Source organism: Hymenobacter nitidus (genome assembly GCF_020447315.1).
Classification (GTDB): domain Bacteria; phylum Bacteroidota; class Bacteroidia; order Cytophagales; family Hymenobacteraceae; genus Hymenobacter; species Hymenobacter nitidus.
In genome coordinates, this window is record NZ_JAJADQ010000009.1 from 211,517 (window position 1) to 227,852 (window position 16,336).

Here is a 16,336-nt window from a genome sequence, read left to right on the forward strand (position 1 = left end):
AAAGGTCCCCGAAAAATCCGTCGGGCCGGAATTCATTTATCAGGCTGCCACCTGATGTTTGTCAGGTAGCGGAATTGTCTTTTTCGCCGCTAGTCTTTCAACTCCCGCTCCAGGCGGCCGACTTTACGGTCCAGGGAAATCAGGAAGGCCAGCAGCCCGGCCAGCACGACGGTGATGACGGCCACGACCACGTAGATCTTACCGTCCTGGCGCATGGTATCGGCCATTTCGGGCGAGTCGGTGGCCACGGACTGGGCGGCGGCGTGCAATACGGGCAGCAGCAGGGCGGCCAGCAGCAAAAAGGCCGAACGAAGCTTACGCAAGCTGTTTTTCATATACTTTTTGTTTGAGCAGAGCAATACGGCTGGCTACCTGCGCCAGCCAGAAAGCTAAAAGGGTCCAGCCAATGACGGCCGGGTAAAAGACCAGCCGCATGTTGTCGTCGAGGTCGTACTTGGCAAAGGCCGGGTTGCCACCTGCACCGGGATGGAGCGAGTCCGTCAGGCGCGGCAGAATGTAGAACAGCGGCATGGCCGTGGCAAAGGCGAAGATGTTGTAGATGGCCGAAATCCGGGCCCGCTGCTGCTCGTCGGTAAAGGAGGAGCGCAGCACCAGATAAGCACCGTAAATCAGCATGGCAATGGCCGCGCCGTTGAGCTTGGGGTCGTTGGTCCACCACGTGCCCCAGGTGTACTTGGCCCAGATGCTGCCCGTGGCCAGCCCCACGACGCCCATCAGAATGCCGGTGCGGGCCGCCTCGTGGGAGCGGATATCCAGCTCGGGCGTCGGGTTGCGCAGGTAGCGGATGGAATAAACGACCGAGGCAATCAGGATGAAGGTCATGCCGAACCACATCGGCACGTGGAAGTACAGGTTACGGATGGTTTCGTTCAGAATAGCCAGCCGGGGCACGGGTACCAGCAGGCCGGCCACTGCGGTATAGAGCAGCAGCACCGCGGCCAGGGCTTTCCACCAGTTATTTTTCATGAGCAGCAAAAAGTAAGCAGCGCCGAGCCACCAGCGCCGAACGGAAGAATAACAGCCAAACCAACTGGTTTGTCACAGCGGTCGGCCGCAAGTTTTGCCCAGGTCGTTAGCTCCGCCATAGGAAAGGAAACAGCAGGTAGGACACGGCACTTACAATCAGGTTGAGGGCCACCAGGGTCAGCAGGGAGCTGCGGCTGGCGTCGAATTCCAGCCCATCCAGGGCGTTTTTCGAGACTTTGATGAGCAGCAGCAGCATGGGTACCATCAGCGGAAAGCCCAGCACGGCCATCAGCGTACTGCTGTTGGTGGCCTTGGCCGCAATACCCGACACGAGCGTCAGCGTGGAGGCAAAGCCCACGGCCCCAAGCACCACGTTGGCCAGAAACAGCGGCATGTTCTGCACGGGGTTGCCCAGCACCACGGCGTAGAGCCCGAAGCCGGCCAGGGCCAGCCCCAGCAGTAGCAGGGCGTTGTAGACGATTTTGGCCATAATCACGGCCTGGGGCTGTACCAGCGTGTAGTAGTAGAGCAGCCGGCCCTGGCTTTCCTGCAGGAAGCCTTTGGCTACGGCATTCACGGCCGTAAACAGCAGGATAATCCAGAACAGGGCATTCCAGGCCGGCACAGGCAACTCACCGCCGCGCAGGGCAAAGCTCAGGTAGCACACGAACACCGTACTGCCCACGTAGAGCAGCATGCCGCTTAGGGCCGCGCGCTGCCGCCACTCCAGGCGGAAGTCCTTCTGAATCAAATACCAAATCTCGCGGAGGAGCAACACGGTACAGCGGCTGGTGAACAGGGCCGCAAAGATACAACCCAACCTCCGGATAGGCCTCACCTAAGTTCATTATTCGCCCCTCCCCTACTCTGGGGCTCTCAAAATCGGCCACAAAAAAGCCTTCCACGGCGAGTAGAAGGCTTTTCAGAAGGCAGCAAGGGTTCTAACGGACGATGCTAAACTTGCCGGTAGCCGTAGCACTTTCCTGGGTCAGGCGGTAGGTATAGAGCCCGGCGGCCAGGGTGCGGGTAGCCAAGCGCAGCCGTCCACTTACGGGCTTGGCGGTGTAGGTAGTCACCACCCGGCCCGTCAGATCGAGCACCTGCAGCGTGGCGGCCGCCTGGGCGTTGGCTAGCTCAAAGGTCAGCCATTCGGTGGCCGGATTGGGGTACACGGCCGTTTGCAGGGTCTGCGGGGCCCGGGCCGCCAGAATCGTGGCGCGGAAAGGCAGGAAATCGACTACGCCGAGGGCCGCGTTGTCGGGCTGATGATACACGTGGGCTTCAATCTGGGCGGCCACGCTGGTGCCCCAGTCGTTGTTTTCAGCCTTGAAGCTCTCGGCCGTGTTGTTGTAGATATCATAGATCTGGCCACCGTTGCCGTTGTCGGCCAGCAGGTTCAGGCCCGCATCCGTAGAGTCGGTGCTGCTCAGGTTGCCGAAGCTGATGCGCGGGGCGGGCGTGCTGGCGTTGGAGCGCTGCAGCGTCACGCCGTAGAGGTTGCGCCGGATGATGTTGCGCGACACGACGCCGGTCTGGGTCTGGGTACCGTTGAAGTTCAATCCGCTGCCGCCGGTCTGGGCATTGGGGTTGATGTTGTTGTCGGTAATGACGTTCTGGGTGATGTAGCTGCTGATGTTGCCCCCCACCACGGCAATGCCGTAGCGGTTGTCGCGCACGATGTTGCGCCGGATCTGCACCTGAGTCAGGTTGCTGGAGCCCAGCAGGTTGGAAACACTGATACCGCCGGCCATCGGAAAGCGCCCCACCACGAGGTTGCCCTGGATGATGGTGGTTGTAGCGCCACCCACGCCCAGGTTTATCTGGGGCCAGTTGCCGTTTTCGGTGCTGTTGGCCACCAGTATATTATTTCTGATGATGGGCGAGGTCGGGCGGTTCGAGGGGCTCAGAATGGCCGAGCGGGCATTGCCGTAGATGCGGCAGTTGGTAATGCGCGGAATACCACCGGAGATATTGATGGCCCCGCTGTTCGTCGCCTTGGTACCAATAGAGGCCACCTGGTAGCGCACCACGCAGCTGTCCATCACCAGGCTTACGTCCACGGCCTTGATGCCACCGCCATACTCCACCACGGTCTTGTGCAGCTCCGAGCCGCCACTGGTACCGGAGAAGGAAATGCTGTGAAAAGGCGCCGTGGGGGTCACCGCCGTGATTTTAACGGAGTCGCGGGGGTGAATGAGCAGTACTCCATCCACGTAGAGCAGCGCCAGCGACGCCATACGAATGGTAGCGTTGCTGCGGATTTCCAGGGTATCCCGGGCCGAGAGCCGGATGGTGTCGTTGATCTGGAAGGCGCCGTTGGCCGTCGTCACGTAGCCTCCCGAGGCGGCCAGCAGCTGCGTCAGGTTCCAGTGGACGCCCGTGCCCGGGGTGCGGTACTGCGCGTGGGCCGCCTGCCAGCCCAACAGGCTCAGGACGAATATAAGTAGGTGTTTTTTCATAGTGAAGCAGCGTAAACGAGCCTGATTGAAGAAGGAAACCGGCAAGGAAGGTAGGAGTAAAAACCCAAAAAAAGCCACCCGGTCGTTCCAGGTGGCTTTTTAGGAGGATGCAGCAATTCTTGAGGCCGGATTCTCTTCTTAGAAGTCGTAGCCGAGCGTGAAGTAGAATTTGGGTCCCTTCTGCACGTAGTCCTCCTGGCCCCAGGCTATGTCAGCTTTGCCGTAGAAGCCCAGCAGCGTGGTGCGCATGCCAAAGCCGTAGCCGATCAGCATGGGGTTGCGGAAGTTGATGACGGTGGCCGTAAAGGCTCCCCCGGCTCCGCCTTTTACCTGCGTGTTGAAGGAGTTGTTTTCATTGAAAGGATTCGAGCCCGAATAGGCCGAGCCGGCATCCGAGAAGGCCGTCAGCTGCAGGTTGCGGAAGAAGCCCGAGTAAATCGGCTTGCGCGAGAGGTACTGGATGATGGGCACCCGCAGCTCGGTATTGAAGAGTACGTAGCGGGGACCGTTGCGCTTGCTGTAGTCGAAGCCGCGCAGATTGGTCACGAACTGCTGGTAGAACACCTGCGTCGGGTCGCTGAACTCGGCGGAGCTAGGCGTGAGGCGGCCGTCATCGTAGCGGGCATTCAGCCAGTTATCCATGCCGCCCAGGCGGAACGTCTGAGCCGCGTTACCGAAGAACGAGCCGAAGCTGGCCCGGTTGGCCCAGATAATCTGCCGGTGCACTTTCTGGTAGTGCCGCAGGTCCACGTAAATCTTGCCGAACCCCTGCTTGCCATCATCAATACCGTTGAGCTTCAGCACTCCTATTTTCATGCGGGTGCCTTCCATCATGTTTACCCCGGTGGAAATGGCATTGTCGAACACCAGTTCCCCGCTCACCCCAAGGTAGCTGCGGTTGATGTCGTTGTCGGTAGTGAACTCGCTGATAATCGTGCGGTTCACGTTCACGAAGCGCGGACCGCCCCGTACGCTCAGGCTGTGCGTAAGCGGGTAGGCAATGGTCGGCGACACTTCGTGGCGGCCAAAGCGCAGGCGTCGGTTTTCGGTGTCGAAGAAGTAAGCCTGCTTCTGGTAGCCGATGCTCCAGTCGTAGCGCTTGCGCAGGTTGGTATACTCGGCGTAAATGTTGCTGGTACGCAGGTCGGTGAGGGCAAAAATACCGGCCCGGATACGGTGGTCCTCAAACAGGTCGGCCATGTTGGCCTGCCCAATCAGGCCCAGTCCCAGCAGTGGGTCGGCATACAGCGACGACACCACATTGTCGATGCTGAAGCGCTTGTCGTATTTCACGGGCCCCAACACAGTCAGGGCATCGGCCGGCGAGGCGGTCGGCAGGGCGGCTACGTCGCTGCGCTTGCGGCGCGGCGCAGGCTGAGCCGGCGCGTCTTCCTCGAACTGGTAGTCGCTGGTGTTAATCTGGCCGTCGTTTTTGCCGGGAGCCGTAGCCGGTGGCGGGGTATCCTGGGTTTCGGTGGCCACCGGTTTGGCGGGTTGGGGCGTGGCAGCCCGCTGCGGCGCGCGCGACCGGTCTTCCAGCGTTTCCTGGCGGGCGGTTTTATAGAGCGTCAGGCTTTCGGGCAGCGCGTAGGTCGGGTACAGGTACACAAAATTGCGGGCCTTGTCGATGGCCACGAAGCCCAATGCCCCGGTCGTGGGGTTGAAGTCGAAACTCTCCAGGTTGGGCTGAAAGCTGCTGACGGGCACGTGCTGCTTGGTTTTGAATGAGTAACGGTAGATGCTGCGCACCCCGCTCTCTTCGCCCAGAAACAGAATCTCGTCGTCGGACATGGCCCGCGGACGGCCTTCGTTGGAAATCGTGCTGACCAGCGTTTCCACCGGCTGAGCCCGCCCGTCGAGGTGGTAGAAGAATAGGTCGTAGTTATTGACCACGCTGCCAAACGAGCCCTTGGCCGTGCCCGCCGAGTCGAGCCAGCGGTTGGAGCTGAACACGATACCCGTGCCGCCCGGCAAGAAGACCGGCTGCACGTCATCAAACACGTCGTTGGTCAGCTTTTCGGGCGTGCGGCTACCAGCGCGCAGTAGGTACAAGTCGTTCTGACCGTTACGTACCCCACTAAACACCAGCGACTTGCCGTCGGGTGAGTAGCTCAGATCCAGCACCTGCGAGAAGGGCCGGAAGACGGTAGAGCCAGCGCTGCCAATAAATGGCAGGCCTTCCTTCAAGCGGGCAAATAGCCCACCGGCGCCGCCATCGGCAGGGCGCAGGCGCAGGCTCATGTTGCCTTTGGCCATTTCGGCCACGGCCACCTGCCCGTTGCCGCGCCAGGCCAGGGCCGGCAGACGGTTTTCAACCTGCTGGTCGGGCGTTTTGTAGCCACCCCGGTGAATTACGCGGCGGCCCGAGCCGCCACGGTTAGTGACCAGCACCCGGTAGCGGCCCCGCTCATTCGACACGTAGGCCAGCTGCTGGCCGTTGGGGCTGAGCACGGGCTGGGTATAGAGGATGCCTTTGCGGTTGTTTTTAGACAGCTGCCGAGCTTCCTCAGGCAGCACGAAAGCCGTTTGGGGCTGGGCATTCAGCTGGCGGTAATAGGCCAGCCAGTCTTTCAGGAAAACCTTGTAGGGCACGTTCAGCGAACTGCTGATGCCCACTTCCACGTCGCGCGTAATGCGCGTCAGGTTCAGAATGTTCTGGATGGTGGTATAGCCGTAGCGCTCGGCAATGTAGTTCCAAATGCTCTGGCCGGCCAGCTCGGGGTTGCGCACGAAGAACTGGGACGACTTGTTCGACTCCACCTTCTGGGTCATGTCGCGCATGTAGTTATCCATGTCCACGCTCCAGCCCTCGGCGGCGTAGGCCGAGGCCCCGGTCACAAACCAGTCGGGCAGCTGCAGCAGGTAGCTGCTCTGAATGACTTCCTTAAGCGAGCCGCCATACATCATGTCGTTGAGCAGCACGCGGGTAATCTGGTAGCTCAGGTCACGCTTAAAAATGGTTTGCTGGCCCTGGAAAGCGAGCTGCACCTTGCTCATGCGCAGCAGCTCGGTTTCGCCGCCGGTCTGGTATTTGTCCGTGTCGAGGCCCACGTTGCTCTGCCGCAGGTCGCCCACGGAGTTGTAGAGCATGATGGTCGTTTTGGAGTACGGGTAGTAGCCAATCAGCGAAGTGATGCGCTGCAGCTCCTTTTCCGCGTACTCGGCCGCCCGACGGGCCGCCACTTCGCCGCCGGCATAGAAATAGATGTTAAAGTTCTGGGTGCTGAGCTGCTGCCAGTCGAAGTCCTTATACTGAATGCGGACCCGCCCAAAAGGCTCCTGCGCCGTCTGGGCCTGGGCTGCGTCTCCTGCCGACAGCACCAGAGCTGCCGATAACGCCACGAGTAAGGATAAGTGCTTCATAGAGAAGGCAAAAAGCGGAGAAATCAGGAAGAAAAGCCGGCCTCGGAAAGGCTAGCTATATATAACGCGGAATACCGCCGAATATTGACCTCGGGCCATAATTCCGCCGTGCCTTCCAGCACGTCGGCAAAATGGGCGGCCAGCCGCGGAGCAATCATTACTCCTTTGGAGCCGAAGCCGTTACATATACTCACAACCGGCCAGGCCGGATGCACTCCTACTAACGGTTTTCGGTCCTGCACGGCCGGCCGGATTCCGATCCGCTGGCCGACCACCGAAAACGGCTGGTCCGTCATGCCCGCCAGCTTTTGGCTGAGCTCCTGCCGGGCCTGCTCCGTAATAGCATCGGCAAACGGGGGCCGCCGGTACGTAGCGCCCACCCGAAACCGCTCCTGCCCCAGCGGCACCACGTAAGCGCCCTTGTTGAGCACCTGCGCCTCCGACAGGCCGGGGCACTCCACGTCGAGCACCTCGCCCTGATTGGGCCGCAGAGGCAGCCAGTTAAAGTACGGATTTTGCGTGGCCGCGCTGCCTTCGCAGAAGATAATATGCTTGGCGCGCACCTCTCCCGCGTACACAACGCCGCTGGCATCGACAACAAGTTGATCCGGGGCAAAAGTTTCGCGCCGGAGCCACCCATTTTGCAGGCCTTCTTCGGCCAGTGCCGTCAGCACTTCGCGCAGGGCCACATACCCCCCGCGCCGGATGGTTACGCCGCCAAATTCCTGGCGCAGACCAGGTTTCGGCGCGGGATTCAGGTTGATTTCCTCCACGAAGTCCTGCCAGGGGCTGTCGGCGCTGCGGGCCAGAATGGCGTTTTGCTCGGCCACCGACGAGAGCAGCTTCAGAATGGGTACTTCAAAGAAGAACTGCTGACCGAAATGCGCTTCTAAACCCTGGTAAAAAGCGGCGGCGGCCGTCATCAGCTCATCGGCCCGCCAGGTGAGGGCGAAGCGCTGCCCGGCCACGGGGTTCATCAGCCCGGCGGCCACGTTGGAAGCCGAGTCGGGGCGGTAGGCATCGAGCACCAGCACGGCCTTGCCGCGGCGCCGTAGCTCGTGGGCCATAGCTGCACCGGCAATGCCGTGGCCGATAATCAGGTAATCATAAGCATTCATAGCGGGCAAGGTAAGATGAAAACGACAGTAGCGCCCCCGGCAGACCCGGACGGCACCCGGTACCGGCGTGGGGGCCGGGCTGTGCATGTTCGCGGCAAGACTCGTAACTTACCTCCCCAATCCGTCTGGCCCGGCGCCAGGTTTATTTCATAAGCTACATGACCGTCTCTGGTTTTACTTTCAACGCTTTTTCCGAAAACACCTACCTGCTGCACGACGCCACGGGCCAGTGCGTGGTCGTCGACCCTGGCTGCTACGACAAGGCCGAGCAGCAGGCCCTACGCGCCTTTATTGAAGCCCAGGGCCTGCAGGTAGTGCTGCTGCTGAACACACATTGCCACATCGACCACGTCTTCGGCAACGCGTTTATCCTCGACACTTATAAGGTACCGTTCCTGATTCACGAGGCCGACCTGGCCACGCTGCGCGCCGTGCCTACTTATGCGCCCAGCTACGGCTTTCCGCACTACAGCCCGGCCGAGCCCACCGGCTTCCTGACGCCCGGCACGCCCGTAACCTTTGGCGACACGGAGCTGGAAGTGCGCTTCGCGCCCGGCCACGCACCCGGCCACGTCGTGTTCTATCATGCCCCGACCCAGGTGGTCATTGGCGGCGACGTGCTGTTTCAGGGCAGCATCGGCCGCACCGACCTGCCCGGTGGCGACTACAACACCCTCCTCGACAGCATCCGCACGCAGCTGCTTACGCTGCCCGATGCCGTAACCGTGTATTCGGGCCACGGCCCGGCTACCACCATTGGCGCTGAGCGACAGTCCAATCCGTTTTTGCGCTAAGTTCGTTTGTCTTTTCCCTTGCATGAAGAATCACCTTCCCAACGCGGTTACCTGTCTTAATCTGTTTGCCGGCTGCCTGGCCCTGTGCAACATCTTCGCCGGCCACCTCGAAATAGCTGCCTACCTGGTGGGCCTGGCCGCTGCTTTCGACTTTGCCGACGGCCTGCTGGCCCGGGCCCTGCACGCCTCCTCCCCCATCGGCAAAGACCTCGACTCGCTGGCCGATATGGTGTCGTTTGGCGTGGTGCCGGGCGCCATTCTGTTTCACTTGCTGCAACAGAGCAGCGGCCTCCCCGAGTGGTTGCCCTACGCGGGCTTCATCGTGACGGTGTTTTCGGCCCTGCGCCTAGCGAAGTTCAACAACGATACGCGCCAGACCAACTCCTTCATTGGTCTGCCCACGCCCGCCTGCACGCTGGTTGTGGCGTCGCTGCCGCTCATTCTGGCCCACGACACTTTCAGCCTGAGCTCGGTTATTTTGAATCCGTGGGTATTGCTGGGCCTCACCCTGCTGCTCTCGGGCCTGCTGGTGGCCGAAATTCCGCTGTTTGCCCTCAAGTTCAAGAACCTGACCTGGCAGGATAACTCCCTGCGCTTCATCTTTCTGCTGCTGGCCGTGGCACTGCTGGTCGTATTGCAGGCGGCCGCCATTCCGCTCATTGTGCTGTTGTATGTAGGACTGTCCGTAATCCGGCCGGCTTACGGCTAAGATTTTGGATGAAAATCTCACAATATTTAGATCTTTTGGTAGTTAAGTAGCCACGGATTGGGTGAACCGCTTTGATAGGGAGCGTGTTGCAAGCTCATCCTTCCGTTTATCTGCCTACTGCCCTGCACAAACCTCTATGCGCTACTCTACTTTCCTGGTTGTTTTATGGTGTCTAACACTAGGTGCTGTCGTGCCGGGAAGGGCGCAGGGGGCCGAACAGGTAGTACGCGGCCAGCTAACGTGGAAGGGTACTGTTCAGGCTCTTAGTAAGACCGGGCAGGTGCGGCGCGTCCCTAATTTCGGGGGTGCCACCTTCCGGCCCGGCGAGCAGGTTCCCAATTACCAGTTGCGCATTCCGGGAGAAGTAAGCCAGGGCCAGGTGCGCAATGCCGTCTACGAGGCCTTTTCCGCCGCCGACGCCAAGCTGTTGGACCTGCCCAGCCTGCCCACCAGCCCCGACGTGCGCCTGACCATCGGCACCGAGCAGCGCCGGCCCGTGACTACGGCGCTGGTGCAGGCCGTGCGCCGCAGCCCCCAGACCGGACAAGCCGAGAAGCTGATTTCCTTTGAGTATGCCTACTCGCTGAGTACCAACCAGAACCGTCGCAAGGCCCGCAAGTACGCCACCTCCTCGGTGCTGAGCCAGGGCAAGTGGGCGAAAGTGGGCGTGGCTACCAGTGGTATGTATAAGCTGGACAAAAAGGCGTTGGAAACCCTGGGCATCGACATGCAGGGCCGTGACCCGCGCCGCCTGAAGATCTATGGCAATGCCATGGGCACCCTGCCCCAGGCCAACAGCGCCTACCGCCCCGACGACCTGGCGGAAAATGCCATTTTTGTATCGGGTGAAAACGACAATTCTTTCGACGACGGCGACTACGTGCTTTTCTACGCCCGGGGGCCGCATACCTGGGAGCTGACCGATCCGAAGAGCGCTACTCCGCGCTTCCGGCACAAGCTGAACGTCTACACCGACACGGCCTATTACTTCGTTACAGTCGGCACTACGCCGGGCCTGCGCGTGGGTGCCCCACGCACAGTGGCCGGCACTCCTACTGCTACCATCAATCAGTTCACGGAGCACGAGTTCCACGAGCAGGAGCTGATTAACCTCGCCAAATCCGGCCGGCAGTGGCTAGGCGAAGGCTTCACCAACAACACGACCTCCCGCGAGGTTACCCTTACCGTGCCGGATATGGTACCGGGCGGCACGCTGCAGCTTACTTCCCAGGTCGCCGGGGCTTCCATCTACGGCACCAGCACCCGGTTTCAGGTAAGCCTAAATGGCACGGCGCTGGGCTCGGGCCAGAACCTGAGCGGCTACAGCCGTACTCCCGACTGGTATCCGGAAGTAGCCAACCTGGATCAGCAGACGTTTACGTATCCTATTCCGAGCACCCCGGCCGCTGATTTGCGCGTCCGGCTCTCGTTTGCTAGCCCCGCTGACCCCTCGGGGCAGGGTTACCTCGACTATCTGGAGGTGAATGCCCCCCGCCGGCTGCGGCTCACCGGTAATCAGCTCAAGTTTAACTCCGTGCCTGGGGAGCCTCTCAGCGAATTCCTGCTGGGCGCTCCGGCTGGCACCGTCGTCTGGGATGTGACCAACCCGCGCCAGCCGCAGTCACTGGCCCTGGCCAGCACCGGCAATTTCGTGGCGCGCACCGACACCGTACGGGAATTTGTGGCCTTCACCGGCTCCAGCTTCGAGGCACCGCCGCGGTTGTTCCGCAACGTCGGCAACCAAAATCTGCATGCCCGCCTCAACCTCGACGGCAACCTGGACCTGGTTATCGTTACCTACCCGCCTTTCAAAGCAGAGGCCGACCGCCTGGCAGCCTACCGCCGCACCCACGACAATCTGCGGGTGGAGGTAGTGACCACCACGGAGGTGTACAACGAGTTCAGCTCCGGGGGGCAGGATGTCACGGCCATCCGGGACATGATGAAGATGGTGTATGACCGCAACACCAGCGGCAAGCGCAATTTCCTGCTGCTGTTTGGCGACGCCTCCTACGATTATAAATCCGACCCGACCAACGACGTCAAAGCACTGCCTGGGTGGTGGGAAAACCGCTCCCCCCTCAACGGCGACAAGATTGCGCAGAACTTTGTGCCTACGTATGAGTCGCGCGAGTCTCTTGCCCTGACTTATACCCGTTACCTGTCTTCTCCCGCTGGCAAGGGTGTTACCTTTTGCTCTGATGACTATTTCGGCCTGCTCGATGATAATGAGGGGGAGTGGGATGAAGACGAGAGCAATGAGCTAATCGACATCGGCATTGGCCGCCTTCCCATCCGGACTCCGCGTGACCAGCCCCGCTCCGCGGCGCAGGCGGCCCTGGTGGTGAATAAAATCATCCGCTACGACGAGCCCGGTAGCTTCGGCAACTGGCGCAACCGCGTCACCTTCGTGGCCGACGATGGCAACGGCTCCATCCACATCAATGACTCGGCCAACCCGCAGTCGGATAGCATTTCGTCCCAGCACCCGGAATATAATGTTCATAAAATCTACCTGGACTTAAACCCCCAGACCATTGCCGCCGCGGGCCAGCGTTCCCCGGAAACGAATAAGGCCATCGACGAATCTATTGAGCAAGGCTCCCTGATTGTGCATTACAGCGGCCACGGCGGCCCCAAAGGCTGGGCCGATGAGCAGATTCTCACCAAGCAGTCGGTATTGGGTTTGCAGAACCGCAACCGGCTTACCTTTATGGTAACCGGCACCTGCGACTTTGGCACCTACGACAACCCGGAGGAAGATTCCGGGGGCGAGTTGGTCTTGACCGATATCGAGGGCGGCGCCGTCGGCCTGCTCACCACTACCCGCCTGGCTTTTGCCGACCGGAGCGCTACGTTGTCCCGCAATTTCTACAACACGGCCTTTGTCCCGGTGAACGGCACAATGCCACGCCTGGGCGAGGTAATCAACTTCGCCAAAAACAACAGCGTTAGCGCCAGCTACAACCGTAACTACGTGCTCCTCGGCGACCCTACCGCCCGCCTGGCCTATCCGGCCCAGGACGTGGCCATCGACTCCATCAACGGCAAACCACTGACGGCGGCCTCGACTGATACTCTGCAGGCGCTGGCCACCGTGAAATTATCAGGGTTGGTGAAAACGGGCCCTGCTCTCAACAAGGACTTCTCGGGTCAGGCCCACGTGACGGTGTATGAGAAGCCCACGGTGGTGTACACGCTAAAAAACGAGTTTGACGACATTGTTCTGCCCGTTACCATTCAGGAAAATATCATCTACGATGGGCAGGCCACCGTGCGCAACGGCCGTTTTCAGCTCAGCTTCGTGGTTCCCAAGGACATTAACTACAGTGTTGGCCTGGGCAAGATTCAACTCTATGCCCAAGACCCCACGCGTATCGTAGATGCCAATGGCTACCACAAGCTCCTGGTAGGTGGTGCCGCCAAAGCCGTAGCCCTAGATACGATTCCACCCTTGGTGAAGCTGTTCATGGACCGGGAGACTTTCGTGTTTGGCGGGCTCACGGGCACCACCACCACGCTGCTGGCGCATCTGTCGGATGATAACGGCATCAACACGGCGGGTTCCGGTATCGGCCACGAAATCACCGCTACGCTCGATAATGACCCCACCAAGCTGTCGGTACTCAACGACTTCTACACCGCCGACGTCGACAGCTACCGGTCGGGCAAAGTAAAGTATTTGTTTAAAGATCTGGCGACCGGCCCCCACGTGCTTCGCCTCAAAGCCTGGGACACGTTTAATAACTCAACCCAGCAGGACATTGAGTTTATTGCGGCCAATACGGAGAAATTAGCGCTGGAGCACGTCTTAAACTATCCCAACCCCTTCGCCAAGACCACAACTTTCCAGTTCGACCACAACCGCACCTCCGACGACCTGGACGTGCAGGTGCAGATCTTTACCATCTCCGGGCGGTTGGTTCGCACGCTTCGGACAACCATTATTGGTAGTGGCCCGCACGTGGGACCCAACCAGAGTGGCTTGGTCTGGAACGGCCGCGACGAGTACGAAGACCAACTTGCGCGCGGCGTTTACGTCTACCGCATCAGCGTCCGGTCTCAGCGCGACAATGCCACGGCCTCGAAGTTCGAGAAACTGGTTATCCTGAATTAATCTGCCTGCTTTTACCGCATTTTCGTTTCCTTTTTCGCTCTTCTTGCTCTTTTTATGACATTGTTGAAGCTGCCTTTGCGATTAGCGCTCCTGCCCGGCCTGCTGGGCATCTCTGTCGCAGCACAGGCTCAGACTGCACCCAACACCATCACCACCGCCGTACCTATCCTGACGCTCAGCCCCGATGCCCGCTCGGCAGCTCTGGGCGAGGCCGGGGTAGCTATTTCGCCCGATGCCAACGCCTCGTATCACAACGCAGGCAAGCTGGGCTTCCTGACCAGCAAGTACGGTGCGTCGCCTTCGTATTCGCCCTGGTTGCGGAACGTGACGGACGATATGGGGTTGGCCTACCTCTCAGGGTTTACCAAAATCGGACAACGTTCGGCTCTGGCAGCGTCACTGATGTATTTCGACTTGGGCAAGATTGAATATCGTGACATCAACAACCGTCCGGGCCCCACGGTGAATCCCAAGGAATATGCCGTGAGCGTTTCCTACGGTCAGAAGCTGACCGACAACTTCGGGGTCGGCATTACGGCGCGTTATATCCGCTCCAACCTCACTGGTGAAACCACCAGTGGCCAGCCCGGCAACTCGGCTGCTGTAGATCTGGGAGCCTACTACACCAAGGACCTTTCCATTGGTCCCGGCGACTATAATCTCGCGCTTGGTGCTACTGTCTCCAACATCGGTAACAAGATGACCTACACCAACGCGCTGCAGGCCGACTTTTTGCCGACGACCTTCAAGCTGGGTACGGCCATCACCCGTGAGCTGGACGCCTACAATAAAATCACGTTCACCATCGACGGCAGCAAGCTCCTGGTCCCGACTCCTTATTACATGGAAGGCGATACAACGGGCTTTGGCAAGAGCATCCGGGCCAAGAACGCTGACATCCGGGCCAAGGGTGTTGTTAGTGGTATCGTTGGCTCCTTCACCGACGCACCCGGAGGCTTCAGCGAAGAGCTGAAAGAAATCAATATTTCTGCCGGCCTCGAATATTGGTACAACGACCTGCTAGCTGCGCGCGTAGGCTATTTCTACGAAAATCCAGTTAAGGGCGACCGGCAATACCTAAGCTTTGGTATCGGAGTCCGTTACCAGGTTTTCGGAGTCGACGGCACATACTTGGTGCCCAACCAGCGGGCCAACCCACTGGCCCAAACTATTCGCGTATCCTTGCACTTTAACTTTAATAAGTCCGAGGAGGCTTTTGGACCCGGCGACGATTCCACTCCTATCAACTAACCCGATTTCATGCTCGACCGTCAAGTCGCTCCTTCTGTTCAGCCGCTGGCTAGCGTTACGCTACCAGCGGCTGACGTGTTTTCGCTCCGTAATGGCGCGCGCCTACACGTAATTCACAACAGCACCCAACCCGTTATTCGCCTGCAGCTCGTTTTCCCTGCGGGTAAATGGTATGAGCCTACCTCAGGCCTGTCGTTGCTGACAGCTCGTATGCTGCTGGAGGGCACCACAACCCGTAATGCCCGGCAAATTGCCGACGAAGTAGCTTTCTATGGCGCTTCCCTGGAGTGCGAGCAAGGTTTCGACCAAGCTACTCTGACGCTCTATTGCCTGGCGCGTCATCTCAGTAATCTGCTACCCTTAGTGGCTGATGTAGTCGTCAACCCCACGTTCCCGGCCACCGAGTTGGCTCAGCTCAAAGCCCGCACGGTTCAGAACATCCGGGTAGAGCGGCAAAAGACCAGCTACCTTGCCTCAGAACGGTTTTCGGCGGCTCTCTACGGTCCGCAGTACCCCTATGGCCGGATGTTCAACGAACTCGAGTTCGAGCCAATAACGGCTGAAGCTATCCATGATTTTCACCATGTTGCTTACCGACTATCTGCGGCCGAAATTTTTCTTTGCGGCGACGTAAGTGAGGAGCATATTCAGCTCATCCAAAACGGTATAGGTGAGTACAAAACCCAGCCAGTTGCCGGTGCCTCTTTCGAACCAACAGTATCCGACCACCTGCCGCATGCGAACAAGGAATATGCAAAGGTTCCGGATGCAATGCAGTCATCCTTAAGGATCGGTCGTACTTGGCCCAACCTGAATCATCCGGATGCCCACAAGCTACAAGTACTGACCAAAGTTCTGGGAGGCTATTTCGGCTCCCGATTGATGAAGAACATCCGGGAAGATAAAGGGCTAACGTATGGCATCTATGCCAGCTCAGGCACGCGGGAGCATATCAACAACTTTGTTATCGGCACCGATGTAAATGCAGGCTCAACTCAACTAGCTATTCAAGAAGTATATCATGAGTTGGAAGTACTGCAAAAGGAGCCCATCCCGCATGACGAGCTGCAAACTGTCAAAAACTACATGACAGGCAAATTTGCCAATGAACTCAGTACCGTATTTGAGCAGTGTGACAAATATAAAAACATCGTATTTCTTCACTTGCCAGCCACCTATTATTCTGACTTCATCACTCAAATCAACCAGGTATCATCGATAGAATTGCAGGAATTAGCTCAGGTCTATCTATCCCCCACAAGTATGATGGAAATAGTAGTTGGCCCCTAATCAGAAAAGCCACTTGCTGATGTCAGCAAGTGGCTTTTTTCTGTCTATAATTATGATAAAAGCTGATCATATAACTCATTCCTTTGACGCCATCAGTCCATTACGCTTACAACAATAACGACCCTCTACATGAAGGTCACGTCATACCTCAGAATCATTGCAGGGGTGATTGGCGGGGCGGGGCGAATCGCGGGCCGAGGCGGCGGGGCCGGGGGGGCCAGAAACGCACACTGCCCCCCGCAGCACGA

The 16,336-nt window shown here is 59.1% G+C and carries 10 protein-coding genes and 1 pseudogene; 5 read left to right on the forward strand and 6 right to left on the reverse strand.

Going from position 1 to position 16,336, the window contains the following annotated elements; translation table 11 throughout:
- Positions 1-89: 89 nt before the first annotated feature.
- From LGH70_RS17505 to LGH70_RS17530, 6 genes and pseudogenes are all read right to left on the reverse strand, one after another.
- A complete protein-coding gene (locus LGH70_RS17505; protein ID WP_226188232.1) occupies positions 90-335 on the reverse strand; it encodes a CcmD family protein in 246 nt (81 codons plus the stop codon).
- Positions 316-1,026: pseudogene (locus LGH70_RS17510) on the reverse strand (cytochrome c biogenesis protein); the annotation flags it as partial. The pseudogene LGH70_RS17510 and the gene LGH70_RS17505, both read right to left, overlap by 20 nt.
- A 67-nt stretch (positions 1,027-1,093) precedes the next feature.
- Positions 1,094-1,762, reverse strand: a complete 669-nt coding sequence (locus LGH70_RS17515) for a heme exporter protein CcmB (RefSeq protein ID WP_262905400.1) — start codon at positions 1,760-1,762, stop codon at positions 1,094-1,096.
- A gap of 166 nt (positions 1,763-1,928) precedes the next feature.
- A complete protein-coding gene (locus tag LGH70_RS17520) occupies positions 1,929-3,446 on the reverse strand; it encodes a T9SS type A sorting domain-containing protein (protein WP_226188236.1) in 1,518 nt (505 codons plus the stop codon).
- Between the two features lie 138 nt (positions 3,447-3,584).
- Positions 3,585-6,809 (reverse strand): hypothetical protein, encoded by a 3,225-nt coding sequence (locus tag LGH70_RS17525; protein ID WP_226188239.1) that lies wholly within the window; start codon positions 6,807-6,809, stop codon positions 3,585-3,587.
- Between the two features lie 23 nt (positions 6,810-6,832).
- The gene (locus LGH70_RS17530; RefSeq protein ID WP_226188242.1) at positions 6,833-7,927 is read right to left on the reverse strand and encodes an NAD(P)/FAD-dependent oxidoreductase; all 1,095 of its coding nucleotides are present in this window, start codon (positions 7,925-7,927) and stop codon (positions 6,833-6,835) included.
- Between the two features lie 158 nt (positions 7,928-8,085).
- Between LGH70_RS17530 and LGH70_RS17535 the strand changes: the two genes are divergently transcribed.
- The 5 genes from LGH70_RS17535 to LGH70_RS17555 all read left to right on the forward strand — a co-directional run bounded on the left by LGH70_RS17535 (position 8,086) and on the right by LGH70_RS17555 (position 16,088).
- On the forward strand, positions 8,086-8,721 hold the full coding sequence (locus tag LGH70_RS17535) for an MBL fold metallo-hydrolase (protein ID WP_226188245.1): 636 nt from the start codon (positions 8,086-8,088) through the stop codon (positions 8,719-8,721).
- A 22-nt stretch (positions 8,722-8,743) separates the two neighbouring features.
- Positions 8,744-9,430, forward strand: coding sequence for a CDP-alcohol phosphatidyltransferase family protein (locus LGH70_RS17540; RefSeq protein WP_226188248.1), 687 nt, complete (start codon positions 8,744-8,746; stop codon positions 9,428-9,430).
- A 136-nt stretch (positions 9,431-9,566) separates the two neighbouring features.
- Positions 9,567-13,547, forward strand: a complete 3,981-nt coding sequence (porU, locus tag LGH70_RS17545; RefSeq protein WP_262905396.1) for a type IX secretion system sortase PorU — start codon at positions 9,567-9,569, stop codon at positions 13,545-13,547.
- A 75-nt stretch (positions 13,548-13,622) separates the two neighbouring features.
- Positions 13,623-14,798 (forward strand): type IX secretion system outer membrane channel protein PorV, encoded by a 1,176-nt coding sequence (gene porV / locus LGH70_RS17550; protein ID WP_226188254.1) that lies wholly within the window; start codon positions 13,623-13,625, stop codon positions 14,796-14,798.
- Between the two features lie 9 nt (positions 14,799-14,807).
- Positions 14,808-16,088 (forward strand): M16 family metallopeptidase, encoded by a 1,281-nt coding sequence (locus LGH70_RS17555; protein ID WP_226188257.1) that lies wholly within the window; start codon positions 14,808-14,810, stop codon positions 16,086-16,088.
- Positions 16,089-16,336 lie beyond the last annotated feature (248 nt).